Raw genomic sequence first — 25,499 nt, forward strand, 5'->3', positions numbered from 1 at the left:
CGAGGACTGCCATGCTCAAAGGGATCAACCCATTGCTCAATGCCGATGTGCTCCAGGCGCTCAGGGCAATGGGACACGGCGACGATCTGGTCATCGCCGACACCAATTTCCCCGCCGATTCGGTGGCAAAGCAGACCGTGCTCGGCAAGCTGCTGCACATCGACGCCTCGGCGGCCGATGTGGTCAAGGCGGTGCTGTCGCTCTATCCGCTGGACACTTTCGTCGACGATGCGGCCGCGCGCATGGAGATCGTCGGCAAGCCGGACGAGATCCCGCCGGTGCAAAAAGAGGTGCAGAAGGAGATCGACAAGGCGGAAGGCAAGGCCTGGCCGATGATCTCGGTCGAGCGCTATGCCTTCTACGAGCGCGCCAAGAAAGCCTATTGCGTCATCCAGACCGGCGAGCGCCGCTTCTATGGCTGCTTCGCCTTTCGCAAGGGCGTCGTGCCGCCGGACGCCGAGTAGGGCCATGGCGTCGGGCAAACCTGTCGTCATTCTGGGCGTTTTCGTCGCCGACACCGCCTACCGCGCCGATCGACAGCCGCGCATGGGTGAAACCATTCTTGGTAATTCCTTCAAGCTGGGACCGGGAGGCAAGGGCTCGAACCAGGCGGTGGCGGCAGGCAAGCTCGGCGCGGACGTCACCTTCCTGACCCGGCTTGGCGTCGATGCTTTCGCCGACATGGCCAAGGCGACCTGGGCAGAGGCGAGCGTCAAATCCGCCGTCATCGAGACGCCGCAAAGCTATACCGGCGCGGCCTATATCTTCATCGAGGAGACAACCGGCAACAACGCCATCATCGTCAGCCCGGGTGCGGCGATGCTGATCTCGCCTGAAGACATCGAGGCCAACGCCGGCCTGATCGGCGGCGCCGGCGTCTTCGTCACCCAGCTCGAGCAGCCGATCGACGCGGCACTGCGCGCACTCGAAATCGCGCGCGGTGCAGGGGTGACCACCATCCTCAATCCGGCGCCGGCGGCCAAGCTGCCGGACCGCATCTATACGCTTTGCGACTATGTGACCCCCAACGAAACCGAGGCGGAGGAACTGACCGGCATCAAGGTTTCTTCGATCGACGACGCTCGCCGCGCCGCCGACAGCCTGCTCAAGAAGGGCGTCGGCTCGGTCATCATCACGCTCGGCGAAAAAGGCGCGCTGCTGCACACGGCCGCTCGGTCCGACCATGTTCCCGTGGTCAGTGCCGGTCCGGTGGTCGAAACCACCGGCGCGGGCGATGCCTTCAATGGCGGCCTGGCCGCCGCACTCGCCAAAGGCGTGGAGCCGCTGCAAGCCGTCCGCTTCGCCTGCGCCGTCGCCGGCATTTCGGTGACGCGGCCGGGTACGGCGCCATCCATGCCGACGCTGCATGAGGTCGAGGCGCTGCTGGCCGAGGGGTGAGGTCGTTGCGGGAGAGATCGAGTTCAGATCCGACCGGATCTGAATTGCCTCATGCAAGACCATGATTCTAGACGATTATGTCACATTTCTCCTGAGGAGAAATGGCGCGAGTGACGGGGCTCGAACCCGCGACCTCCGGCGTGACAGGCCGGCGAAAACGCCTGATTAATCAACGACTGATTCAATTCCTTACGCTCTCGAATTTGCGGGAAAAAGCGCGAAATTGAAACTTGCCTATCAGAACTCCTCGTCAACTCCGCGAGGTATTCACTTTGATCGACGCCTCCGCTGCTGCCAGCCTAGCGGCTGGACCGGGACAGACTGCTCCCGGCGACTTCTGGATCGGCTGGAGACGGCAGATCGATGCGCTCGCTTCCGCCGGATTCCGGGTCATCGTTCCCGACCAGAGGGGCTACAACACCAGTGACAAGCCGAAAGCCATCCGTGAATACACGCTCCCCAAGCTCGTCGGCGATGTCGTTGCCATCGCCGACGCGCTCGGCATCGGAAGGTTTCACCTCGTCGGTCATGACTGGGGCGGTATCGTCGCCTGGGCGGCAGGCGCAAAGCTGTCGCACCGCCTGGAAAGGCTCGTCATCCTGAACGCGCCCCACCCCGAGGTGCTGCTTGCCCATTCCTTGCGATCTCCGACCAAGTTCCTGCGGAGCAGCTATGCGGCCTTCTTCCAGTTCCCCTTGCTGCCGGAGGCTGTTCTGGGAGCAGGGCACTCGGTTCTGCTGGCACGGGCGCTCATCAAATCCAGCCGAACAGATGCCTTCACGGCGGAGGAAATCGCAGAGTATCGGCAGACCTGGGGACGGCCGGGGGCGCTGACCGGCATGCTCAACTGGTATCGGGCGCTGCGCTTCCGCCCAAGCCTGAAGCAGCGGATCACGACACCGACCCTTGTACTGTGGGGGATGCAGGACCAAGCTCTGGAATATGGCCTGGCCGAGCGCAGTCTGGCCCTTTGCAACGATCGGGGCCTGCAGACGTTCGAGAAGGCGACGCATTGGGTACAGCGCGAAGAGGCCAGCGCGGTGAATGCCGCGCTTCTGGCGTTCCTGGACGGCTGAGATGCCGTTCCGTTCTGCAGGTGGCCTGACTCGCCGTGATCTCCTGACCGTGCTCGCTGCCGCAGTCACAACCCACCACCTTACCTCCTCTGCTGATGCAGCATTGGCAGAGGCCTCAACGGAGCATCCGATGCCACACGTCGTCCTTCTCGGGGATTCGATCTTTGACAACGCTGCCTATGTCGCGCGCGGGCCCGACTTAGTGCGACAGCTGCGGGAGCGCTTGCCGGAGGGGTGGCGTGCAACGCTAAACGCCGTCGACGGCGCCGTCACAAGCGGCGTCGAGCGGCAGCTTGAACGGCTCCCCCAGGATGCTAGCCATCTTGTCGTCAGCGTCGGTGGCAATGATGCTCTTCGTCATGCAGGGATTCTGGAGCAGGGGGCCCGTTCGGTGGCCGAGGTTCTGGACAGGATCAGCGATATCCGGGAGGAATTCGAGCACGACTACTGTACGATGCTCGAGGGGGCGCTGGGCCAAAACCTACCCACCGCTGTCTGCACGATCTACGAGGCGCGCTTTCCCGACCCACAGCGTCGTAGACTTGCCGCAACTGCCCTGACGGTCCTCAACGACGTCATCACCCGGGCGGCGTTCTCGCGCGGTTTGCCGCTCGTCGACCTGCGCTTGGTATCGAATGAGGACGCGGACTTCGCCAATCCTATCGAACCGTCAGTGCAAGGCGGCGCGAAGATCGCGGCAGCCATCGCGGCACTTGTAGTCGAGCACGATTCAGCCGGACGTCGGTCGGTGGTCTTCGTCGGCTAAACGGCGTAATCCCGCCCGATCGTCTGCACTCCCGATGGTCGGTCGGACTGAAAGCAACAATTCAGACGGCCAGCACGATCTTGCCTTGAATACTGCCGTCGGCGGCGCGCTCATGTGCGCGCGATGCCTCGGCCAGCGGGAATGTGCTGTCGATGACGACACGCACAAGGCCGTCGTCGATCAGGCGGGCGGCTTTTGCCAACTGCGCGCCATTGGATCGAACCTGTGTGGATGAGACCGTGATCCCCAGCCTCTCTGTCTCTTCGTGACCAGCGAAGCCCAGTGGGTTGACCAGGAACAGCGCGCCGCCCGGCTTCAGAACATGGAAGAAGCGCTCCATGTCCGCGCCGCCCACCGCGTCGAGGACAAGGTCGACGTCTCGGACGACATCTTCCGCCGCGGTTGTCTTGTAGTCGATGAATTGATCCACGCCGAGATCGCGCATCAGCGCCTCGTTCTTGGCCGATGTCACCGCGATGACGCGCGCGCACCGCCATTTCGCCAACTGGACGGCCAGATGCCCGACACCGCCTCCGGCACCATTGATGAGCACCGTCTTGCCGTCGAGGGGCACCGGCTCATGCGGTAAGGGCTGGAACGGATTCGGCTCGTCGTGGCCAAGTTCGATCAAGAACTGCCATGCCGTCAGAAGCGACATCGGCGCACCAGCCGCATGAATATGGTCGATGCCGGCTGGTTTCAACGCAACATGCGATGCCGGCACACTGACATAATGCGCGTAGGCATTGCTACCCGTCATCAAGTTATCGGGGAAGCGAACCATTGCGTAGACCTCGTCACCGATGCTGAACTCAGCGACGTCAGCGCCAACCGCTTCAATGACGCCCGACACGTCCGTGCCGAGAATCAGTGGGAAGGACGCGTTGGGTCGCCATTCTGGCGGCAGTGCGCGATAGCCATCCCGCAGATACCAGTCGGGCGGGTTAAGCCCGGCCGCCTGGACTCGGACAAGCACCTCGCCGGGCTTCACACCCGGCCTAGGCGCGTCTTCGTACACCAGCATCTCGGGACCACCGAATGCGTGCAGACGGACTGCCTTCATCTTATCGCTCATTGGTGAAATCTCCGCTCATCCATGTCATTGGAGCGAATCTAGCGGCATGACCGCCGGTTGATAATCGGTGGCGATGGCGGTTAAGTAATGCCATGGTGGAACATATCACTTTGGATCGGCTCACTGGCATCATCGCCTTCGCGCGTGCGGGATCGCTGGGCAGCTACACGGCAGCGGCGCGCGCGCTGTCGATTTCCCCTTCGGCGGTCAGCAAGAGCGTCCAGCGGCTCGAGCGGCATTTAGGAGTGTCGCTGTTTACCCGTACAACGCGCTCGCTCACCTTCACGCCCGAAGGGCGCGACCTGCATGAGCGCGCGCTGCGTCTGCTACGCGAGGCGGAGGAAATAGAGCAGGCGGCAATGACCGCGCGCTCCGAACCATCGGGCACGTTGCGCGTGGCCGCGTCGCTGCCGATCGGACTGCATCTGATCGCTCCGGCTTTACCGGTTTTCCGTCGGCTCCATCCGAACCTGATCGTCGATCTCAGGCTGGGTGACCAGATGGTGGACATGATCGAGGAAGGGATCGATGTCGCCATACGCATCGGTGATCTGGCTGACACCCGGCTACTATCACGCAAGCTCGCACCCCATCGGCTTTGCTGCTTCGCCTCGCCAGCCTATCTCGAGGAACGCGGCACACCGACCCATCCCGATCACCTGGAAGGGCACGACACCGTCAACCTTCGATATCAGAGCACAGGCCAGGCCTTTCGCTGGCCCTTCCGGATTGGCGACCGTGAAATCGAGATCGTGCCCAATTCCGGTGTGGTCGCCGATGCCAGCGATGCCGTGCTCATCATGCTGGCAGCCGGCGGTGGGATAGGCATAGGCGCCTCCTTCATGGCGGCTCCCTATGTGAAGCGCGGCGAACTGGTCCCAGTGCTGTCCACGTTCGCGGTCGAGCGAAACAATGTCACCGTGCTCTGGCCGGCAAGCCGACGCGCCAACCCCGCCGTGCGCGCCTTTCTGACCATGCTCGACGCCGCTTTCACTCTGCGAATGGCAGCTTCAAGCATCGACTGATCTGGCGCGGAAGGGTCGCTAAAGGGCGAAAGCGGTCAATCACTGCTGATTGGCTGAACGGCAGCTATTCTGGGCACAACGTCCAAAAGCTGCTATTCCGTTTCGGCCCCACTACAGGCCGCCCCTCCTCGTCGAATAGCATTAGACTAGTTGATCGGCTACAACGACCTAGAGTGCTAGCACGGGGAGGGCACATGTCGGCGAGTGCTTACGCATTGACTGGCTTCATCTCGTGGGCGCTGGCCCTGCTGATCGTGATGGAAGTTATCCGGAGCTACCTGGTGATCTCTGGGCAAGTCCCGGCAAACGGCTTTACGCCAGATAACGGAGCCCTCTCCCCGTTTATGCGGAGGTTAGCCCGTGCCCACGCCAACTGCATTGAAGGGCTTCCAATCTTCGGAGGTCTGCTCGGAGTCGCGATCATCATTTCAAAGACAGATGTCACGGATCCCTTGGCCTCCACGATGTTAGGCGCACGTATAGTGCAGTCGGTGATCCACCTCGTCTCAACCAGCCAACTCGCGGTCAGTCTCAGGTTCACCGCGTTCGCTGTGCAAATGGTGATTGGTGCGTATTGGTGCTGGTTGCTGTTGATCTGAAGAGTGGCGGAGCCCCGACGCAAAAGTGGGCCACCTCGATTCCGGGACCCTTGGCAAACCCACTCCGGATCGTGACCCGAAAGACTGTCCCTTTTGACAGGCGAGCGAACCGCAAAACTGGCAGTGGCAAAACCGCCGTTGAGGCATGATATTGCTGTTGGATTTTGGGGCTACTCCCCAGCTTCGGAGAAGGATCGGCGTTCAGAGAGCAATTTGCACGCCTGGGCGCTGCGGCGCTCCCCAGCTTTTGGCCACACGCACGCCCTGCAAACGCTCGGGCTCAAGAGCGCCTGGCAGCGGAGCAGAGAATTGTTGGACTTTGTGAGTGTTAGAGGGAGAGGAACTGAGATTCAACCTTCTCCACCTGCACTTGTTCCTTGCACGCTGGCCTCAGCAGCACCTAATCCTGCCACCCAACCTGGAGGAGCAAGCCAGTGCTACCGAGCTGTGTAGACACCGATCGGCTCGCGCTGTAGCCATAGGCCTCCGCCCGTCGGGGTTCACCGGCGCCGGGGTGGGGCCTAGGGGGGGCCCAGCAACGCGCACGTCAGCCTTGGCTATCTTTCGAGTCGCCGGGTCCGGTGACCGCCAGATCGTCAGGCTGGATTATACCCGACAAATCTTGATAGTCTGCCGTTCTGGGGGTCGCACGATGAACGAGGTTGAAAAGCTGGCCGTCGAGGTTGTCGCGACCGGCCTTGGCTGGCCCGAGGGCCCGACGGTGCTGCCCGATGGCCGAATTGTCATCGTCGAAAGCTATCGCAGCCAGCTGACGGCCATAGATCGCGACGGAAGTGCTCGCCAGTTCGCGTATGTTGCCGGAGCGCCCAACGCCTGCGTTCTCGGATCGGATGACCTGCTCTATGTCTGCCAGAACGGCGGCACGACCGGACCTTGGCGGGCCGCGGACATGACGACGCCATCGATCCAGCGGGTTGCCGAAGGCGGAAAGCCGGAAATCCTGCTGAGCGAAGTCGCGGGCATTCGGCTCAATGGGCCAAACGATCTTGTATTTGCTGCTGACGGTCGGCTCATCTTCAGCGATCCCGGCACATACAACCCGGGGAATCCGGACCCAAGCTACATCTTTGCCGTCAACCCCGACGGCAGTGCGTACCTTGCTCTCGGCTTCGACAAGCCGACCTTCCCCAATGGTGTGGCGATCGAAGCCGACGGCTCGATCATTTGGGGGGAGTCCTATACGGGGCGCGTCAAGCGGCAGCGTCCGGATGGTTGCGTCGAAGACCTGGGCCGCTTGCCTGGGCCCAATCCGATTCCGGACGGGCTGAAGGTCGGAGCCGATGGCCGCCTTTATGTCACGGATATTGCCGCCAACGGCATTCACGTTCTGAAGCCCAACGGCACAGCGGAAGGTTTCTTCGTCTGCGGCAAGGCAACGACCAACTGCGTCTTCTCGGGCGAGATGCTTTGGGTGACAAATGCCGGCGTGCTGGCGACCGGCAGCGATCCCTCCTTTGAGGGAACACTCTCCTGCGTGCGTGTTCCGGGAGGCGGTGGACCGACGCATCATGGTCGCATCGGCGGAAAGCAACCGTGAGTAGCTCCTCGTCCGCCTCAAACACAGGCGATGACCCCGGCGCCGGCGGTGCGGCATCGTCTGCTTCGATGGCGGCGTTGAAGCGCCTGTACAGCGTGGCCGCGGTCCGCATCGCCGCGCGGCGGACTTTGCCACGCCCGGTGTTCGACTTCGCCGATGGCGGTGCCGAGGATGAGCGAACGCTGCGCCGGAACGAGCAAGCTTTCAACGAGGTTGCCATTCTGCCGCGACCACTCAACGGTGCAACGACGCGAGACCTTTCCCTTGACCTCTTCGGCGCGAAACTTGCCATCCCGCTGGGCATCGCGCCAACCGGCCTGGCTGGGCTGTTCTGGCCCGACGGCGAGCGCGCAGCCGCCCGAGCCGCAGCGGCCGCAGGGACATTCTACTGCGCCAGCCACGGATCGGTCTGCACGCTGGAGGACATAGCAGCCACCGGAAGTAGCCCACGGTGGATGCAGGTGTTCGTCTATACCGATCGCGGCTTCACCCGAGAAATGGTGGATCGGGCGCGTGCCTCAAGCTACGACGCGCTGGTGCTCACCATTGATAACCAGATGCTTGGCAACCGTGAACGCGACATCCGCAACGGTTTTGCCATCCCGCCGCGCTTCGGTGTGGCCGGAACCCTCGCGGCCGCCACCAAGGCGGCGTGGCTTCTTCGTATGCGCACCCGACTCCCGAAACTGACTTTCGGCAACTACGCGCGCCCCGGAGATACGGCGACGGTCGGTGCATTGGCGGGCCGAATGGCCGCAATGCTCGATCCCGGACTCTCCTGGGCCGATGTCGACTGGCTGCGCATTGTCTGGTCCGGACCGTTGTTGCTGAAAGGCGTCCTGCATCCCAGCGAAGCCGCCGAGGCTGTAGCCCGAGGAATCGACGGCATCATCGTATCCAATCATGGGGGACGTCAGCTTGACGGCGCCGCCGCATCCCTGGACGCGTTGACGGCGGTTGTCGCGGCTGTCGCCGGCCGCGTACCAGTGCTTATCGACGGCGGCATCAGGCGAGGCTCTGACGTCGTCAAGGCCCTGGCGCTCGGCGCCTCGTGCTGTCTGATCGGGCGGCCGCAGTTGTGGGGGCTCGCGGTCGCCGGCGAGGAGGGGGTACGCCACGTGCTCCAACTCTACCGCAAGGAGATCGACCGCGTCATGGGACTGATGGGCGCGCGGAGCCTGCGCGACCTCGGGCCGGACTGTATTTCGTTCGTTCAGGGAATGGGGCCGCTACATGATTGAAGACCCACCACTGCTCACCATCAAGCGCCGTTTCGAACGGCCCGCAGCAGAAATCATCAGTGCTTTTGCGGGCGTGCCGGTAAGCCAGGTCGTAGACGCGATGGGGGGACGCGGCGCCTTGCATTATGCGATCAAGCCACTGTCGCCAGCTACTGCGACGATGGTCGGCGTCGCCGTGACCTGTCACTGCGGTCCCGCCGACAACCTCGCCCTGTTTGGAGCACTGGATGCCGCAGCAAGTGGCGATGTCATCGTCGCGGCCACCGACAGCTTTGCCGGTACCGCGGTAACTGGCGATCTCGTGCTCGGCATGGCGCGCAACAAGGGGGTCGCCGGCTTCATCACTGACGGCCTGGTGCGCGACGTTGTCGGGATCGAGGCGGTCGGGTTGCCGGTTTACTGTGCCGGGGTCATTGCGAATTCGCCTGCGCGAAATGGTCCAGGCACGGTCGGATTCCCGGTGGTGCTGGGAGGAGTGACTATCTCGCCGGGAGACATACTGGTCGGCGACCGCGACGGTGTCGCCGTGGTGCCTCGCCTGGAGGCTGAGACTGTGCTGGCCCGGCTCTCCGCCATCAGGGCGGCTGAGAAAACTATTGATGGCCTGGTGCGGCAAGGTCTCGAGATGCCCGACTTCGCCAAGGTCGTCCTCAAATCGAACAGGGCGCGCTTCGTTGACTGAGATGTGAGCTTCTCTAGCTGCGGGACATATGAAGCGCAACACGATTTCGTCCTTCCGATTTGGCACGAAACAGAGCCAAATCGGCGGCATTGACGAAATCGTTTGGCGTCTCGTTCTCGGTGGGCACCGCTGTTGCGACGCCGACGCTGATGGTCACGCGATCCGGGCCGTGGGGTATGTTCAACTCTCGCACGCTCTGGACGAGCCGCTCGGCGATCGCACTGGATTGTTCCAGTATGGTGTCGACCAGCACGATGACGAACTCTTCGCCTCCGTACCGCGCAGCGAGATCGGTGGAGCGGCCGGAACCGCTCTGGATTACGCGGGCGATTTGCTTCAGCACATCGTCGCCGGCCATATGGCCATAGGTATCGTTGTATCGTTTGAAGTTATCGGCATCGATCATCAACAGCGACAGTGGGGACTGTGCGCGAAAAGCGCGTTTCCATTCAGCCGCCAGATATTCGTCAAAATAGCGCCTGTTACCGAGACCTGTCAGGCCATCGATCCGCGTCAGACGTTCAAGCTCTAGATTTGCACTGATCAGCTGTCGCTGGCTTTCCCTCAGCGCTCGGTGTGCCGAGTCTCGCTGGACGTGATCCAGATAGGCCCGCGTGTGATATCGAATGCGTGCAATCAACTCGATACGATCCGGCAGTTTGACGAGATAGTCGTTCGCGCCCGCAGCGAAGGCTTCGCCCTTGGTGGCTGGATCTTCCTTGCTCGACAGCACAATGACTGGAACCGCGCGTGTCGACGCATGCTTCCTGTATTCTCGCACCAGATGTAGCCCATCCACCCCGGGCATGACGAGATCCTGCAGGATGACGGTTGGCTTTACCTCATCCGCGACCGTCATCGCTCTCAACGGGTCGGTGCAGAAGTGTAAGGAAATATCGGGCTCGTTGGCTAGGGCGCGCCTGACCGCCTCGCAAACCATGATCTGATCATCGATGAGCAGAACCATGGATGAATAGTTATCTGCGAGTGGCGGGACCAACTCTGGTTCTTGCGTCATCGGAAGGGGCCTTTCACGTGGAGCGCTCGCAGGCTTCGATTATACGTGAGCCGATCGCACCCAAAGGAAGAATATCAACAGCCGCGCCGATGTCGGCGGCGGCCTTCGGCATGCCATAGACGGCACTGGTTGCTCTATCCTGCGCGATTGTGAGATGTCCCTTGTCACGGAGCTGTCTCAGCCCGCGCGCACCATCCCTGCCCATGCCTGTGAGCAGAACACCAATCACCGAGCCAGGCCACCATTGCGCCGCACTTTCGAAGAACACATCTACCGACGGCCGATAAACATTGTCCTTGGGGCTGGGCGTATAGCCAAGTTGCTGAGCTGACTTGAAAACCAGATGATCCGCAGAACTGGCAACGAGAACGGTGCCCGCTTGTGGACTATCCCTTTCCCCCGCCGGACGGATCGGGAGACGCGTATGCTGCCCTAGCCAATCAACAAGGCCTGGAACGAACTGAGCATCGAGATGCTGGACGAGCACAATCGCGCCGCGAAAATCAACGGGAAACGCGCTCAGGACTGCGGCAACGGCAGCCGGCCCGCCCGCAGAGGCGCCGACTGCTATCAGGCGTCGAGTTGACGGCTCAGCCGCACGTGACATCCGCCTTTTTGCCTGGGTAGGCGCATCGCCGATCAACTTGCCTATCGTTCGTATCTTGTTCGTCAAAAGCCGGGCGGATTGCGAGGACGCGTTGCCTTCGATGCCCACTGACGGAATATCGACTGCGTCAAGCGCGCCATGACCCATTGCTTCGTAGACGCCGGCGAGGTTGGCTTCGATACTGGCGGTCACCAGCAAGATTGAGCACGGGGTTTCCGCCATGATTCTGCGGGTCGCTTCCACGCCGTCCATCTCTGGCATCGCTAGATCCATGAGTATCAGATCCGGCAGATCACGTCTGCAGACCTCGACCGCCTCACGCCCATTAGTCGCGATCCACGCGACCTGATGTTCGCCGGTCGACAGAACCAGTCGACGCAGAAGTTCAACCGCCATCGGCATGTCGTTAACTACGCCGATTCTCATTCGCTGGCTTCCAATCTCGATCTCATTCAGCCGCCTCGCCAATCATGTCCACGACGGCATGGATCAGCGCCTCGTCCTGAAAACTACTCTTGGTCAGATAATAGTCCGCACCTGCGTCGAGCCCGCGCGCGCGATCTTCTTCCCGATCCTTGTATGAAACGATCATAATGGGTGTGTTCTTGAGATCAGCGTCCTTTCTGATCAAACTCACCAGCTCGATGCCATCCATGCGAGGCATGTCGATGTCGGTGACGACGAGATCGAAAGGACCAGACCGGACGGCATTCCACCCGTCCATGCCGTCTACCGCCACTTCGACCTCATAACCGTAATTGCCGAGCATCTTGCGCTGGAGTTCGCGAACCGTCAGTGAATCGTCAATCACGAGCACGCGCTTGCGCCTGCTCGCTTCGGGACCGCCCGCGGCGCGCCGAAGAGCTCGAAATCCGCTGGACGATGCAAGCTTTTCCACCGATCGGATCAGATCGTCGACGTCGAAGATCAGAACAGGCGAACCGTCTTCCATCAGGGCCGCTGCGCTGATGTCCTTGATCTTGGCAAACCGTGGATCGAGAGGTCTGATCACTAACTCGCGTTCCCCGAGAAAACGGTCAACGATCAGGCCGTACGCATCGCCCCGACCCGCATCCACGACGACGACCGATAGTTCGTTCGGTTCCGATCCGGGCTCACCTCGATCGAGCACCTCGCGAGCGGTGACCAGCCCGATCTGTCGATCGTTCAATCGAAAATGCGGCCGGCCCTGCAGGACGTTGATCTCCGTCCGCTGCAGTTTCAAAGTCTTGGAAATGGCAGCGAGTGGAAAAGCATAGGGCTCTCCATCGACATCGACGAGCAGCGTGCGCAGGACCGACAATGTCAGCGGCAATTGCAGTTGAAATCGGGTTCCGTGGCCAAATTCTGAGGAGACGCTTGCGACTCCCCGGACTTCCTTCGTCATGGCTTGCACTGCATCGAGCCCCACACCGCGACCTGAGACGTCGGTAAGGCCCGCTTTCATGGAAAAGCCTGGCAGAAACAGAAATGCGAGCAATTCGCTTTCGCTGAGTGTTTCAGCACTTTCCCTGGTTGCAAGTTGCCGGGCGACGACGGTCTCGCGCAGCTTCGAGAGCTCTATCCCCCTGCCGTCGTCCACCACGGCTATCTGCAGCAGCCCGGCATTGTGCCTCGCTTCGAGCCTGATGAGCCCCTCTTCGGGTTTGCCCATCGCGAGGCGCTCCTCAGGCGGTTCAAGCCCATGGTCTACAGCGTTGCGCAGAAGGTGCCCCAAAGGGGCATCGAGCTGCTCGAGGATATCGCGGTCGATGCCGGTCGAGCCGCCTACGATCTCCAGTCGCACCCGCTTGCCAAGGGTACGGCCGAGGTCGCGGATCATTCTCGCATAGTGTCGCACGCCGTCCTCAAAAGGCCGCATCCGGCTCGCCAACGTTTCGTCGTACAATCTGTTGGCAAGATCGGTCGCTTTCCGATCCACTGAATCCAACTCATCGAAACGCTCCGCCAGGAACGCTTGGCTCAACCGAAGCTTTCGCTGCGCTTCAGCCAGCGCCTCCACCACCGCCGCATCGTTTGAAACCGGCGGCAGCACTGCATGAAGATTGTCGAATGCACTTGCGAGGTCCGATTGAAGTCGCTTCAGCCGTAGCAGCCCGTCAGCGAATGGCCTGAGCCGCCGAGCTTCCATCAGCGACTCGCCAGCCAGCCCGAGCAATCGGTTCAGGCTGTCTGCCGTCACCCGAACCATTCTATCAGAGCTGATGCTGCCGTGGGCTTGCGGCACCGCCCCAACGAGGAGGTTCGCTGAAGAGGTCGTCGCCAGTTGCTCCTGGGCATGATCTGGAGTTGCGAAATCAGCTGCAGAATCTTGGGGCCCGGGCTTTGCCTGGGGGAGGGACAACCCCTCGAACTTCGCGAGAAAGGTTTCGACTTCTGAGTTGGCGCTCTCGCTCGATGATCCCGATGCGATCAATTTCAAAAGGTCAGAACCTTGCAGAAGCGCGTCTATATGCTCCCGTCGCACCCTCAGATGCCCGCGTTGCGCTGCGACCAGGCAGTCTTCCATCGCATTTGCAACTTTGACTGCGGGCATCAGGTCGATGATGCGGGCAGCTCCTTTCAGGGAATGCGCGGCACGCATGCATGCTTCCAGGGCGTCGGCGGCGATAGGATCGCGTTCGAGTGCCAGAAGTCCAGAGGTCAGAGCCCGTGACTGCGTCTCCAGTTCGGCCTGGAAGAGGCTGAGCATCGAAACCTGGCTGAAGTCTTCATCTGTCATGCGATGCTCCGATCCAGCATCGTGAGCAGTTGTCGTGGATCGAGACAGCCAACGGCTCGTCCTTGCCATGGCAGCACGGCAACCGTAGCGGCAGACAGTGCCTTCCCAATCATGGCCGGAACAGCGAGAGTGTCGCGTTCCTGGTACCGATGTAAGCCGTGGATCTCATCAACCATAAAAGCAACCCGCTTGTCGCGCTCGCCTACCACGACAAGGCGGCGAAATACCTTGGTTCGCGTGCCTTGTTCCCCTTCCTTGCGCTCGTCTATCCCGAGCAATTCGGCCAGGGAAAGGCAAATGAGCAATTCACCACGGACATTCGCAATGCCGAGCAGTGCACTGTTCCTGCGATGTGGAAGTGAATGAACGCGACGAGATTCAGCCACTTCATGAAAAATACCGACTGGAAGTGCCAGCCATTCCTCCCCCAAACGGAAGAGAACGGCCGTCTGCAGCGCGTCGTTGTCTGCCGAATCGATCCCTGCACGACCAGCGTTGTCAGGCCATTCGTCGCGAGATGCCGAGGGAGCTGCACGGTCGAGGAGGCGTCGTGCGATCTTCTTGTAGGTCGGGCAATTGCGGCAGTGGAGATGCTGCTCTAGTAGCGGACATGACTTGTCACCCCGTACGCCTATTTGCCGCCAGCAGTCGTTGATTTCGATCTGCTCCACCGGCTGAGCGATCCTTGTCGAAGCCGCCATCAACTGCCGCTCCTTTTCTGGACCCGACCCAGCCGGCCGGCCAGCGCCTCGGCGCCGTTATGGTCGCCTTGCTTGCTAAGCAGCAAGGCCAGATGGACAAGAGCTTCTCGATGATTTGGCGCGAGATAGAGCGCCTTGCGATAACTTTGCGCGGCTTCGGGTGCAGAACCATCCGCATCCTGGACGAGGCCCAGCAGGTAGAAGATTTCTGCGGAAGGACCGAACTCCCTGAGATGCGCCAGGGCGACCTCCTGTGCCTCCTTTACGCGTCCTGCATTGGCGATCCGTTCAACCGCGATGAGGCTTTCCGAAGCGCGTGCAAGCGGCTTGGCCGGAGCCTGCCCGCGGCCTTCATTGCCAATTGTCGGTCGGAACGGACGAAGAGGCTCGCTCTTGTTGACCTTAGGGCTTGGCGTCCGCACCGGGACGGCGGCCGAAACCTTCGGCGCCGTGGTCTTGACGGGCTCCGATTTCAGAAAGGCGAAGGCCAATGGCCATTCAGCGGAAAGAAAGCCATGCACCCTTGGAAGAGCTGCTTCCGCCGGACCGACCAGAAGAAGTCCGTCTTTGGCCAGCAGGTCCTTCAGGCAGATCAATGCGCGATCCTGCAGCTCTCGATTGAAATAGATCAGCAAATTGCGGCAAAGCAGGATGTCATAGACCTCTTGCCCGAAAGGCGCGTGAGAACCGAACAGGTTTCCTACCATGAACCGAACCTGTTTCAGCACCCCAGCAACAGGCCGCAACCCGCCCTCGGCCGCTTCGAAATAGCGATCCTTGAATTCTAAATGGCTGCCGCGAAACGAATTGCGGCCATAGATGGCGTGTTCAGCCGTCGCGATATTGCGGCTGCTGACGTCCACGCCATCGATCTTGAACTCATGCGCCTCAAAGCCGGCATCGAACATGGCCATGGCGACCGAGTAAGCCTCTTCGCCGGTTGAACATGGCAGGCTCAGGATTCTTATCGGCTGAGCAGGCTTGTGCGCGCGCGCATGCCGCGCCAGCATCGTGAACGCTTCTCGGTCGCGAAAGAACCAGGTCTCTGGGATCACCACCGCATTGATCAGCTCCTGCAGCTCCTGCGAGGAACCGGCCAAGTGTTGCCTATAGGCCTGAGGGTTGGTTATCCGGCATGCTTCCATCCGTTCTCTGACCGCCTGACGAACCACTGTCGGACCAACGCTGGCACTGTCCAGTCCAATGGTTTCCGTCAGGAGCTTTTCTATTGCTCCGGTCATTGATCACCTATTGCCGCCTGGCGGAGCAAAGCGGTACGAATCTCTTCCGAAAGCAGCGCTTCCACTTTGACCCACTGAATGATCTCCAAACCATCGGAAGCCACCGGCCCAAGATAGGGCGGGGTTCCTGGTTCCAGTCCGAACGGCGCGAAATCGGCCGGGTCTCGCTCGATCGTATCCGTCACCCGTTCCGCGATCAGCCCCAGCAGGCGTCGCTCGCCATCATCCGCCGGATAGCGCGTCACAACGATCCGGGTGCTCAACAGGCGCTCCGATGGTCGGCCAAGCGCAAGAAGGGTGACATCGATCAGGGGGATGGGTATTCCGTTATAGCTGACCAAACCCACCACACCAGTTGGCGCACCCGGAAGAACTTTCACGTCGATATAGGGCAGCACCTCTTCAATTTTGTGGACATCGATCAAGTAGCGATCCGGACCCATGCTGAAGGCGAGGAATAGCATTGTCACCTCCTACTGCCGGCTCGCTATGCTCGTAGCTTGAACCTCGATATGCTACTTCGCATGCCGCCTGAGACTTGATTGAGCTCGTCGATCGCGAGCGTCGATTGCTGAAGGGACTCGACTGTTTGCTGAGCTGCCTCGCTTAGCTGGGTTAGCGTGTCGCTGATCTGCCCCGCGCCGGTCGCCTGTGCTTGCATGCCTTCATTGGCGACTTCGAAACGTGGCACCAGCCCCTGAACCTGCTGAATGATCTCGAAGAGTTGCCCGCCGACCTGCTGGATGTCCTGCATACCCCGACGGACCTGCTCGGAAAACTTGTCCATGCCCATCACCCCGGCCGCGACTGCCGACTGGATGTCCTTGACCATTTGCTCGATATCGTAGGTGGAGACAGCTGTCTGGTCCGCGAGCCTTCGGATTTCCGTCGCCACCACTGCAAAACCCCGGCCATATTGGCCTGCCTTCTCCGCCTCGATGGAAGCGTTGAGGGACAACAGGTTCGTCTGATCGGCCACTTTGGTGATGGTCGTCACCACCTGATTGATGCTGCCGGCTTTCTCGCTCAGGATCGCCAGTTTGGAATTGATCGCGCCAGCCGCTTCCATGACCTGCTGCATGGTTTCTTCCATACGGGTCAGCCCCGCTTGCCCCCCGCCAGCCACGGCAGCGGTTTGTTCGGCAACTGTGGAGACCTCGTTCATCGTGCGGACCAGTTCGTTTGATGTGGCGGAGATTTCCTTGGCTGTCGCTCGGATTTCTGTTGTGGTCGCTGCGATTTCAGTCGCAGTTGCCTGCTGTTGCTTGGAGGTGGCGGCGATCTCAGTTATCGACGTGCCGACCTGTATGCTGGACCTTTGAACCTGACCAATGAGGGTTGTGAGATCGTCCGCCATTGCGTTGAAGCCGTCGGCAAGCACGCTGAATTCGTCTCGGCGCCTCAGATCGAGCCGTTCGCTGAAGTCGCCTTGCCGCATCAATTGAACCGCGTCGACCAAACGGGTGAGCGGACCTGTAATGGCGCGAAACAGCTGGTAACCCAAAAGAAGGGCTAGCCCGAGGGCTATCAACAAACCAACGCTCAAACCGACTTCGGCCGTTCTGACGATCGAGCTGATCCGCTGCGTCGCGCTGTTTGCCTCGCCTCTGTGATCCTCAACCATGGCCTGCAGAGCGGACTGCAATTTTACAAAGATCGGCTCTACTTCGTTCTTGATAGCTGGGCTTTCATTGGGAGTTTCACCTTTCGACAAGGCAGCCCGGCTTGTTTCCAGCACAGCAGTTTCAGCCAGACGGAATTGGTTGGCGAGTTGTTTGACGGCTGCATAATTCTGCTTGTCGATATCGGAGACGATCGTTGCCTCATAGTCGTCCATCGACCGCTGCACCTGGTTGCGATTGGTCGTGATCGCGTTTTCAACCGTGCTTCTGTCTGACGGGTTGTCCTGAAGGGCATATTCCTGAAGCAGACTATGGGCCGCCATCTGGCCCGTCATGATCTCGGTACTGTGATAAAGGTCCGGAAGGATGCCCTTCTCGACCTCAGTCGCCTCCTCCCCCGCCTGAAGAAACCAGGCGTACGCGATGAGGGCTATCACGGACATGACCACCAGAACGGCTGCGAAACTGACGAGGATGCGGTGGCGTATTGTCAGACTCTTCATGGAACCGGTTCACCAATGGGGGGCATCGTGGGCTGCGCGACAAGCGCTCGTTCCGACATAGTCGAAAAGGTGCGTCGAAAAGCGGTAGTCTGATGCTGAATGGTTTCTTTTCCGTTCCATAGCTAATGATGGCGAGGCGGCTCGCCAATCGGCGCCGCCAGAAGCGGTGGTCAAAGGACGACTGCCGTCCACGCACATCAGCCCGAGATCGGCTGGTTGGCACGCCGCGTCAGGAGGAGCGTGGATGAGTTGCTTGAGGCCACGAATTGAATGACTGCTTAGGCCAGGTCGAGGCAAGAAAGCCGACGTCCTGCTTGCTGCCCCTAAGCTGCCAGGCGGGAACGCGCCTCATATCAGCCGTCCAGCATGATCGTCGCTACTGAAAGCGGAATCGCCGAAACCAGATGTCGCAAACTGGCCAACGCGTAGATTGGCGTCGAGTGCGGGTTCGGCATTTGCAGGTGACGATAACTAAATGGCAAGCGCCCCCGCCTGAGGCCCTCAGGACTAAAAGATCTTGAGAAAACCAGTTTCAAATGCGCATCCTCAAGCGGCGGCCGCCCACCGCACGAGGATGGGCACAACGTGACGAGCGCTCTGGAGCCTAGAGAGAACTGACCCGACACCACCTTCCTTTGCGGCATTGCGGCGGCGCAAAAAGATTACGAGATGGAGCAGGCGTATTGCCAAATGGGTCCACCAGCGAGAGTTCGCGTTTTCCGCCTCGGCTGTGAACCCCACTTCCATTCGCTGGTCTTGCTCAGGTCGAGGTCTACTTTGCCATCGAGGGCTCATGTTGCAGCTCATAAGCAGGCGGTTGGGTAGGTCTCGGCCAGCACACGGCCCGGTGGCACTCACTGCGGTCCACACCGCAGTTGAAACTGACCACCCGACCCAGGGTTCGAAGACGGTCCCCGATCGGAACACCGAGCAGAGTGTGCTCGCGCTCCTCAAGTCACCGATATCCTTGGTGAAGACGTTGAAGGCGTGTGCAAAGGACGCCTCGACATCGGCGGAGTGATTAAACGGCTCGGCTACCGGATGCTTAGACATCGTTGACAAGGGTGCTATGGGATCATAACGTACCTGATTGGTATAACAGGTATGCCACATGATCGGAGTTCTGATCAAACAGCGGAAGCTTTCGGACGAGGTGGCAGCGCACCTCGAGCGGATGATCCGAGAGGGAGAGTTGGCCGAAGCCGACCGTCTCCCATCTGAACGGGAACTCATGCGGCAGTTCGGGGTAGGGCGGCCTTCCATCCGTGAGGCGCTGCTGCATCTGAGCAAAATGGGCCTTGTCGAGGTAAAATCGGGGGAGCGTGCCCGCGTCACTCGACCCACTCCTCAATTCGTGATCGACGCCCTTTCAGGGCCGGCTCGGCACATGATTTCGGCGCCGGGAGGGGTTCACGACTTCCAGAGCGCGCGGTTGTTTTTCGAGGTCGGCCTTGCCCGCAACGCCGCTGTGCATGCTACCCCGGAAGACATTGAGAGCCTCAAGGAGGCGCTCGAACTCAACCGTCAATCAATCGGCGACCTGGCGCGCTTCGAGCGCACGGACGTAGACTTCCATTACGTGCTGGCGGTAATCACCCGCAATCGGATCTTTACAGCTATTCACGCGGCGTTGGCTGAATGGTTGCTCGAACAGCGTCGCACCACATTGGCCAAGGGTGAAGACCGCAAGGCTTACCAGGCTCATCGCGAAATCTTCGAGGCCGTCGCCGCGCGCGATCCAGACGCGTCAGAGGCGGCCATGCGCAGCCATCTCGAATATGTGGCCAAGCGGTATCTGCAACTTGCGAGGCCCAAGTGATGACCGGATTTGTCGTCTGGGTCGATTTCCGCCTGAGGCCTGGTGCCCGGGACAGATTCCGAGAACTTGTCGACGCCAATGCGACCGCCTCGATGCGCACCGAGGCCGGCTGCCGCCGCTTTGACGTGACGGAGGCGCGCGGCGAACTGGATCGGGTCCTGCTCTATGAGATTTACGATAGCGAGGCCGCATTCGAGGACCACTGCCGCACCGCTCATTTCGACGAATTCAATACGCAGAGCGCGCCGCTCGTCGTGACCAAGTTGGTGACGACCTGCGACCTCGTTCTTGAAGCCACGCATTGAGGCGAACATAGGCGGATTGGCCCATTGGGGCGAACGGGAGGAAGTGCATGTCGGAGCCAAGGCTCAGGGCGTTAGCTTCTCACAAGCGGGTCAAGCTCGGTACGCTCGTCGCCGAGTTCGCCACGCCGGGAATCGGTCACATCCTGAAGTCCGCAGGCTGCGATTTCGTCTTTTTCGACATGGAGCATTCGGGATTTAGCTTGGAAACGCTGAAGAGTGCGATCCGTTATTTCGAGGCGGCCGATCTGCCGGTCATGGTGCGTGTGCCGTCGCAGGACTACCATTTCCTCGCCCGCGCCATGGACATGGGCGCCGAAGGCCTGATCGCGCCGATGGTGAGCAGCGTCGAACAGGCGCAGCACATCATCAACTCCATGAAATACCACCCTGCCGGCGCCCGCGGCGTGGCGCTGCAGATCGCTCATGACCGTTACCGTCCGGGCTCGGTCGCTGACAAATTCGAGGCCGCCAACAAGCGCTCGACGTTCATCTGCCTGATCGAGACCGCCGACGGCGTCAAGAACATTGACGGCATCGCGGGACTGGACGGGGTCGATTGTCTGTGGGTCGGACATTTCGATCTGTCCGTCTCGCTCGGCATTCCTGGCGACTTCGCCCACCCCACTTTCACTGCTGCAATGGCCAAAATCGTTGCCGCCGCCAAGAAGCACAACAAATCGCTTGGACGCTTGGTGCCCAACGTCGCCCAGGGACACGAGTTCTACGCACAGGGCTTCGATTTCATTTGTTATTCAGGCGACGTTTGGGTCCTGCACGACGCGATCGCCGACGCGGTTTCCAAGATCCGGGCCGGGTGCCAATAGGAGCGGAGGAGACGATGGACAGCGTGAAATTCAGGGTGGCGCTTTCCGGTGATTTCCGCAGGCCGGACGGCTCGCCGACCTACCCAGATTTCGATCTGGAGCCGCTGCGCAATGCGACAGCTGTCGAGATGGTGTTCCTGGAGTCAGACAGTCCGCTTCGCGCCGACCAACTTGAGGATTTCGATGCGCTGATCCTCCTCGCCCATCGTTTCGATGCCACGAGTGTCCCCAGGAGCGGCCGCCTGGCCGTCGTTGCCCGCTTCGGGGTCGGCTACGACACTGTCGACGTTGAGGCATGCACCGCAGCCGGTATTGCCTTGGTCATCACGCCCGATGGCGTGCGACGGCCCGTCGCCGTATCCGTCATCACCTTCATCCTGGCGCTGACCGGCAAGCTGCTGACAAAGGACGCGCTCACCCGCAAAGGGTCTGTTGGTTTTGAGAAGCGCTCCGAACATATGGGGGTCGGCCTCGTCGGGCGTACGCTTGGGTCGCTGGGCATCGGCAACATCGGTGCCGAGGTCTTCCGCTTGGCGAAGCCCTTTGACATGCAATTCATTGCCCATGACCCGTTTGCCGACAAGGGGGTCGCTGCCGACCTGGGTGTCGAGCTGGTCGGGCTGGAGGATCTGTTTCGCCGCGCCGACGTGCTGTCGGTGAGTTGCCCCCTGTCGCCCCAGACCCACCACATCGTCAATGCCGAGCGGATCGCCCTGATGAAGCCGACAGCTTACCTGATCAACACCGCGCGCGGCCCGATCGTCGACCAGAAAGCGCTGACGCAAGCACTGCAGGAGCGCCGCATCGCCGGCGCCGGTCTCGACGTGCTGGAACAAGAGCCTCCCGAGGCAGACGATGCGATCCTCAAACTCGACAATGTCATCCTGGCGCCGCACGCGCTTTGCTGGACCGACCAGTGCTTTGCCGGCAACGGTGCCGCGGACGTCAAAGCGGTAATGGAGGTGCAGCGCGGTCGCGAGCCGCGCGGCGTGGTCAATCGCGAGGTGCTTTCGAGCGAGCTGTGGAAGACCAGGCTGTCTGGGCTCGCCGCCCGCTTTGGAACCTAGGAGGACACTGATTTTCGGCGCGCCGCCGCGGCCTGTTTGCGGCGACCTTACGGGAGGAAATGCTTGACCGCTGCGCCGGCGGACGAGTGAAGCAAAAGGAAAATGGGAGGACCAAGCACTATGAACGATCGTGAAAAACGTGACTTTCAGGCAGGTCTCGAAGCAGAGGTCGACGCCTTCATGCGCGGCGAAACCACCCGCCGAACTTTCATCACCCGCTTCGGTCAGATGACCGGCATGTTGGCCGTGTCCGGCCCGCTGCTGGGGATGATGACCGATTGGGCGCTGGCGCAGCAAACATTGGAATTGGCGGACGCCACGTCGCCGCTCGGCCAGGCGCAGGCGGCAGCCCTGAAAGCATCGCAGGAAGGGCCTGCGGACGGTTCCGCCTTTCGCGCGGCGGAGGCGGCCAAGGCGCATTCGGGCGTCACCCTCAACATGACCTACGAGGCTGGCCTGCAGGCACTCGACCCGCGCAATTTCAGTGGGCCGATGTGGGAGCAGCTTACCGGGATGAAGTCGAATGTCGTCGAGCTGTCGAACCCGGACCAGTACTCCAAGGCAGTCGCCGAGCACATCGCCGGCTCGGGGGCCTATGACGTCCTCGACATCTCGCCGGCCTGGACGCCGTCGCTTGCCGATGGCGGCGTCATCGCCCCGCTAGACGACTACATCGCCAAATACATGAACCCGGCAGACCTCGAGGACTATCATCCCCTGTACAAGGCACTGCCGACCTACAAGGGCAAGATCTGGGGGTTCTTCGACGACGGCGACATGTTCGCTCTCTACTACCGTAAGGACATTTTCGAGGATCCGAAAATGATGGAGGCTTACCAGGCGAAGTTCAACGCCAAGCTTGGACCGCCCAAGACATGGGAAGAATATGCCCAGATCGCCCAGTTCATCACCGACCAGATGGCGCCAAAGGTCTATGGCGCGGGACATTTCCGCAAGGCGGGCAGCCCCGGCAATCAGTTCGACTTTCTGCAGCAGTACCGGGCCAACGGCGGAAAACTCTTCGGCGACGACATGAAGGCAGGTTTGGTTTCGGATGCCGGCGTCAAGACGCTGACAAACATGCTCGCCGCAAACAAGGCCTCGATCCCCGGCAACAACGAGCTCGACGCCGTCTCCTTGTGGGCGGCTTTCCTGACCGGCAAAGTCGCGATGATCTATTCCTGGCCTCCTAGCGGCCGTATGGCGGCGAACTATTCGCAGTCGGCCACGGCAATCAACTTCATTCCGCAGTCCCAAATCGCCGGCAAGGTCGGCTATGCCGTGGTTCCGGGAAATCCGGAACATGCCACCGGCTACAACAAGGCACTGTCGGCCGACTCGCCCAACCCTGAGGCGGCGTATCTGTTCATGCAGTGGGTATGCTCGCCACCCGTCTCGCTGGCACGTTGCATGCTGCCCTACGCGCTACGCGACCCGTACCGCATCTCGCACTTCAAGTCCGAGCTCTACGGCGCGCTCTTCCCGAGCGCCAAGGAGTACCTTGCCAACCTCAACAACTCGGCAAACGTCGGTCTGCTCGACCCGATCATGCCAGGCGCGCAGGACTACTTCTTGAGCATCGATCGCATGTGCACGGCGGTGTGGGCTGGTGCGGATCCGAAGGCGTCGCTTGAAACGGCGGCCGCCGAGTGGAACGAGACGACCGACCGACTGGGTGTGGATTCGCAGAAGGGTTTCTACACCGAGTTCTTGAAACTGCCTGGCGCCACCGCCGACAACACGGTGGAAAAACTTGGCATGGCGGTCACCCTCTGAGGGCAGGCGGACTTCTCTGGAGCAATCGGTGTTGCGGGCGCTTGGCTCGCAACACCTCCCCGCTAAGCGACGATTGGATACGCCTTGCAGCCCACAGCCACGATCCGTCCTTTGAAGGCCGCCGGCGCACCGCCCCGGCTGTCTGCCTTTGCCCAATGGGCTGACCGTCATTTCAAGTGGCTGCTGGTCGCCCCCGCTGTGCTGCTGATATTGGCACTGTCGATCTATCCGCTTCTGTTCTCGCTGGTGGTATCCTTCATCAACTACGACTTCCAGGTGCCGGGCCACGCCTTTGTCGGATTGAAGAACTTCGAGCGGGTCGTGTTCGATCCCGTAGCCCGTTGGTCGCTGTTGCTGACAGCATCGCTGTCGGGCATCAGCGTCGCTATAGAGTTCGTTCTCGGCCTCCTGGTGGCGCTGACAATGGTGCGCAGCTTTCCGGGCCGCGGTGTGATCATGTCGATCCTGATCGTGCCGCTGTTCATCAGCCCGGTCATCGTCGGCCAAGCCTGGACGCTGCTCTTACAGCGGCCTTTTGGACCGACCAACTATGTCCTGACGCAACTATTGGGGCAGGAGGTTACGATCGGCTGGATGACGGAGCGCCCGTGGCTCTACGTCTCGCTGATCATCGCCGATGTCTGGCAGTGGACGCCGTTCATGTTCGTCATCCTGCTCGCCGGGCTGACCGCAATCCCACCCAATCTCTATGAGGCGGCAGAACTCGACGGCGTCAACGCCTGGCAGGTTTTTTGGGCGATCACGCTCCCGCATCTCGGGTCGATGATGCTGCTGGCGCTGACCTTCCGTCTGCTCGACGCAATCCGTATGTTCGATACCATTTTCATCATGACAGGGGGTGGCCCAGGAACACAAACCTACACGGCCTCCTATTATCTTTATACCATAGGCTTCACGCAGTTTCATCTGTCGCAGGCAACAGCAGGAAGTTGGCTGTTCCTGATCTTTACGGCGCTCATCGTGACGTTGCTGGTGCGTCGGCTCTTGAAGGTGGAACCGGTCTGATGGCCGCCGTCGCGCCCGCCCGCCGCAGGAAACGCCGGTCGTTGCCGATCGGCCGAATTCTGCTGCTGGGGTTCTTCCTGGTGTTCGTGCTGTGGCCGCTCTACTGGATGTTCAACACCTCCATGAAGCCGAGCGACGACTACCTCACCGTACCGCCTGTCTGGTTCCCCGCCGCTCCGACGCTTGTCCACTACAAAGCTGCGCTGTTCGCCTATCGTGGTCTCGACGGGCTCATCAACAGCCTGATTATTTCGCTTTCGGCCACGGTGCTTTCGGCGCTGCTCGGCACGCTGATGGCCTATAGCCTGGCGCGCTACGACACCGGCGGCAAGCATCTGTCTTTCTGGGTGCTGTCGCAGCGCTTTTTGCCGCCGATCGGGATCGTGCTGCCGGTGTTCCTGATCTATCGCCAGGTCGGGCTCTACGACACTCATGTCGGCCTGATCATCGCCTATACGGTCTTCACGCTGCCGGTCTCGGTGTGGATGATGTTCGCCTATTTCCGCGGCATGCCGAAGTCGATGGAGGAGGCGGCCCTCGTCGATGGCTGCACGAGATGGGAGGCGTTCTGGCGCGTTGCCGTGCCGCTCGCAGCACCAGGCATTGTCGCGGCGGCTGTCTTCGCCTTCATTGCATGCTGGACGGAGTTCTTCTTCGCTCTGATCTTGACCAGCCGAACTGCCTTTACGCTGCCAACGGTCTTCCGCGCCTTCATCGGCTTCCAGGGCGCGCAATATGGCGAAGCCGCGGCCCTTGCCATCGTCTCCCTTGTGCCATCGATCGCCCTTGGAGTGCTTGCTCAACGACATCTTGTGCGCGGGCTGACGCTCGGCGCCGTTCGCGGATAG

Annotated in this window: 24 protein-coding genes; 16 read left to right on the forward strand and 8 right to left on the reverse strand. The window is 60.9% G+C overall.

Annotated features, from left to right (window positions below):
- Nucleotides 1–11: 11 nt before the first annotated feature.
- The 4 genes from NKI10_RS15235 (at nucleotide 12) to NKI10_RS15250 (ending at nucleotide 3,240) form a co-directional block, all read left to right on the forward strand.
- Entirely contained in the window at nucleotides 12–464 is a 453-nt protein-coding gene (locus tag NKI10_RS15235) for an RbsD/FucU family protein (protein WP_023711516.1), read from the forward strand.
- A 4-nt stretch (nucleotides 465–468) separates the two neighbouring features.
- Complete coding sequence (rbsK, locus tag NKI10_RS15240; RefSeq protein WP_352860748.1) at nucleotides 469–1,398, forward strand: ribokinase; 930 nt, start codon at nucleotides 469–471, stop codon at nucleotides 1,396–1,398.
- A gap of 272 nt (nucleotides 1,399–1,670) precedes the next feature.
- On the forward strand, nucleotides 1,671–2,474 hold the full coding sequence (locus tag NKI10_RS15245; RefSeq protein WP_352860750.1) for an alpha/beta fold hydrolase: 804 nt from the start codon (nucleotides 1,671–1,673) through the stop codon (nucleotides 2,472–2,474).
- A gap of 130 nt (nucleotides 2,475–2,604) precedes the next feature.
- The gene (locus tag NKI10_RS15250) at nucleotides 2,605–3,240 is read left to right on the forward strand and encodes an SGNH/GDSL hydrolase family protein (protein WP_352860752.1); all 636 of its coding nucleotides are present in this window, start codon (nucleotides 2,605–2,607) and stop codon (nucleotides 3,238–3,240) included.
- Nucleotides 3,241–3,301: 61 nt separating this feature from the next.
- On the opposite strand, the gene NKI10_RS15255 is transcribed toward NKI10_RS15250, so the two are convergent.
- Entirely contained in the window at nucleotides 3,302–4,315 is a 1,014-nt protein-coding gene (locus tag NKI10_RS15255) for an NADP-dependent oxidoreductase (protein WP_023829453.1), read from the reverse strand.
- 92 nt (nucleotides 4,316–4,407) lie between these two features.
- Between NKI10_RS15255 and NKI10_RS15260 the strand changes: the two genes are divergently transcribed.
- The 5 genes from NKI10_RS15260 (at nucleotide 4,408) to NKI10_RS15280 (ending at nucleotide 9,420) form a co-directional block, all read left to right on the forward strand.
- Nucleotides 4,408–5,340 (forward strand): LysR family transcriptional regulator, encoded by a 933-nt coding sequence (locus NKI10_RS15260; protein ID WP_352860754.1) that lies wholly within the window; start codon nucleotides 4,408–4,410, stop codon nucleotides 5,338–5,340.
- 194 nt (nucleotides 5,341–5,534) lie between these two features.
- Nucleotides 5,535–5,939, forward strand: coding sequence for an MAPEG family protein (locus NKI10_RS15265; protein ID WP_023682292.1), 405 nt, complete (start codon nucleotides 5,535–5,537; stop codon nucleotides 5,937–5,939).
- 652 nt (nucleotides 5,940–6,591) lie between these two features.
- Nucleotides 6,592–7,497 (forward strand): SMP-30/gluconolactonase/LRE family protein, encoded by a 906-nt coding sequence (locus NKI10_RS15270; RefSeq protein ID WP_023713489.1) that lies wholly within the window; start codon nucleotides 6,592–6,594, stop codon nucleotides 7,495–7,497.
- Between the two features lie 68 nt (nucleotides 7,498–7,565).
- Nucleotides 7,566–8,738, forward strand: a complete 1,173-nt coding sequence (locus NKI10_RS15275) for an alpha-hydroxy acid oxidase (protein ID WP_352860756.1) — start codon at nucleotides 7,566–7,568, stop codon at nucleotides 8,736–8,738.
- Nucleotides 8,731–9,420 (forward strand): RraA family protein, encoded by a 690-nt coding sequence (locus tag NKI10_RS15280; protein ID WP_352860758.1) that lies wholly within the window; start codon nucleotides 8,731–8,733, stop codon nucleotides 9,418–9,420. The genes NKI10_RS15275 and NKI10_RS15280 overlap by 8 nt, the downstream gene beginning before the upstream one ends.
- Nucleotides 9,421–9,433: 13 nt before the next feature.
- Here NKI10_RS15280 and NKI10_RS15285 read toward each other — a convergent pair whose 3' ends face one another.
- From NKI10_RS15285 to NKI10_RS15315, 7 genes are all read right to left on the reverse strand, one after another.
- Nucleotides 9,434–10,387, reverse strand: a complete 954-nt coding sequence (locus NKI10_RS15285) for a response regulator (protein WP_023669440.1) — start codon at nucleotides 10,385–10,387, stop codon at nucleotides 9,434–9,436.
- Between the two features lie 64 nt (nucleotides 10,388–10,451).
- Complete coding sequence (locus NKI10_RS15290; RefSeq protein WP_352860759.1) at nucleotides 10,452–11,471, reverse strand: chemotaxis response regulator protein-glutamate methylesterase; 1,020 nt, start codon at nucleotides 11,469–11,471, stop codon at nucleotides 10,452–10,454.
- A gap of 22 nt (nucleotides 11,472–11,493) precedes the next feature.
- On the reverse strand, nucleotides 11,494–13,767 hold the full coding sequence (locus NKI10_RS15295) for a hybrid sensor histidine kinase/response regulator (protein WP_023742810.1): 2,274 nt from the start codon (nucleotides 13,765–13,767) through the stop codon (nucleotides 11,494–11,496).
- Nucleotides 13,764–14,468 (reverse strand): chemotaxis protein CheW, encoded by a 705-nt coding sequence (locus NKI10_RS15300; RefSeq protein WP_081725531.1) that lies wholly within the window; start codon nucleotides 14,466–14,468, stop codon nucleotides 13,764–13,766. The genes NKI10_RS15295 and NKI10_RS15300 overlap by 4 nt, the downstream gene beginning before the upstream one ends.
- A complete protein-coding gene (locus NKI10_RS15305) occupies nucleotides 14,468–15,709 on the reverse strand; it encodes a CheR family methyltransferase (protein WP_023734098.1) in 1,242 nt (413 codons plus the stop codon). Before NKI10_RS15305 ends, NKI10_RS15300 begins: the two co-directional genes overlap by 1 nt.
- Complete coding sequence (locus NKI10_RS15310) at nucleotides 15,706–16,173, reverse strand: chemotaxis protein CheW (RefSeq protein ID WP_023700505.1); 468 nt, start codon at nucleotides 16,171–16,173, stop codon at nucleotides 15,706–15,708. Before NKI10_RS15310 ends, NKI10_RS15305 begins: the two co-directional genes overlap by 4 nt.
- A 23-nt stretch (nucleotides 16,174–16,196) precedes the next feature.
- Complete coding sequence (locus tag NKI10_RS15315) at nucleotides 16,197–17,834, reverse strand: methyl-accepting chemotaxis protein (RefSeq protein ID WP_023689447.1); 1,638 nt, start codon at nucleotides 17,832–17,834, stop codon at nucleotides 16,197–16,199.
- Between the two features lie 1,111 nt (nucleotides 17,835–18,945).
- On the opposite strand from NKI10_RS15315, the gene nanR reads away from it, so the two are divergent.
- The 7 genes from nanR to NKI10_RS15350 all read left to right on the forward strand — a co-directional run bounded on the left by nanR (nucleotide 18,946) and on the right by NKI10_RS15350 (nucleotide 25,499).
- Nucleotides 18,946–19,653, forward strand: coding sequence for a transcriptional regulator NanR (gene nanR, locus NKI10_RS15320; RefSeq protein WP_023734096.1), 708 nt, complete (start codon nucleotides 18,946–18,948; stop codon nucleotides 19,651–19,653).
- Nucleotides 19,653–19,958 (forward strand): putative quinol monooxygenase, encoded by a 306-nt coding sequence (locus tag NKI10_RS15325; RefSeq protein WP_023669450.1) that lies wholly within the window; start codon nucleotides 19,653–19,655, stop codon nucleotides 19,956–19,958. The genes nanR and NKI10_RS15325 overlap by 1 nt, the downstream gene beginning before the upstream one ends.
- A 47-nt stretch (nucleotides 19,959–20,005) precedes the next feature.
- Entirely contained in the window at nucleotides 20,006–20,782 is a 777-nt protein-coding gene (locus tag NKI10_RS15330; protein WP_352860762.1) for an HpcH/HpaI aldolase family protein, read from the forward strand.
- A gap of 14 nt (nucleotides 20,783–20,796) precedes the next feature.
- Complete coding sequence (locus NKI10_RS15335; RefSeq protein WP_352860763.1) at nucleotides 20,797–21,849, forward strand: NAD(P)-dependent oxidoreductase; 1,053 nt, start codon at nucleotides 20,797–20,799, stop codon at nucleotides 21,847–21,849.
- A 120-nt stretch (nucleotides 21,850–21,969) separates the two neighbouring features.
- Complete coding sequence (locus NKI10_RS15340; RefSeq protein WP_352860764.1) at nucleotides 21,970–23,625, forward strand: extracellular solute-binding protein; 1,656 nt, start codon at nucleotides 21,970–21,972, stop codon at nucleotides 23,623–23,625.
- 84 nt (nucleotides 23,626–23,709) lie between these two features.
- Nucleotides 23,710–24,651 (forward strand): carbohydrate ABC transporter permease, encoded by a 942-nt coding sequence (locus NKI10_RS15345; protein ID WP_352860766.1) that lies wholly within the window; start codon nucleotides 23,710–23,712, stop codon nucleotides 24,649–24,651.
- Nucleotides 24,651–25,499 (forward strand): carbohydrate ABC transporter permease, encoded by an 849-nt coding sequence (locus NKI10_RS15350; RefSeq protein ID WP_352860768.1) that lies wholly within the window; start codon nucleotides 24,651–24,653, stop codon nucleotides 25,497–25,499. The genes NKI10_RS15345 and NKI10_RS15350 overlap by 1 nt, the downstream gene beginning before the upstream one ends.

This window comes from Mesorhizobium sp. M0802 (assembly GCF_040320115.1).
Taxonomy (GTDB): domain Bacteria; phylum Pseudomonadota; class Alphaproteobacteria; order Rhizobiales; family Rhizobiaceae; genus Mesorhizobium.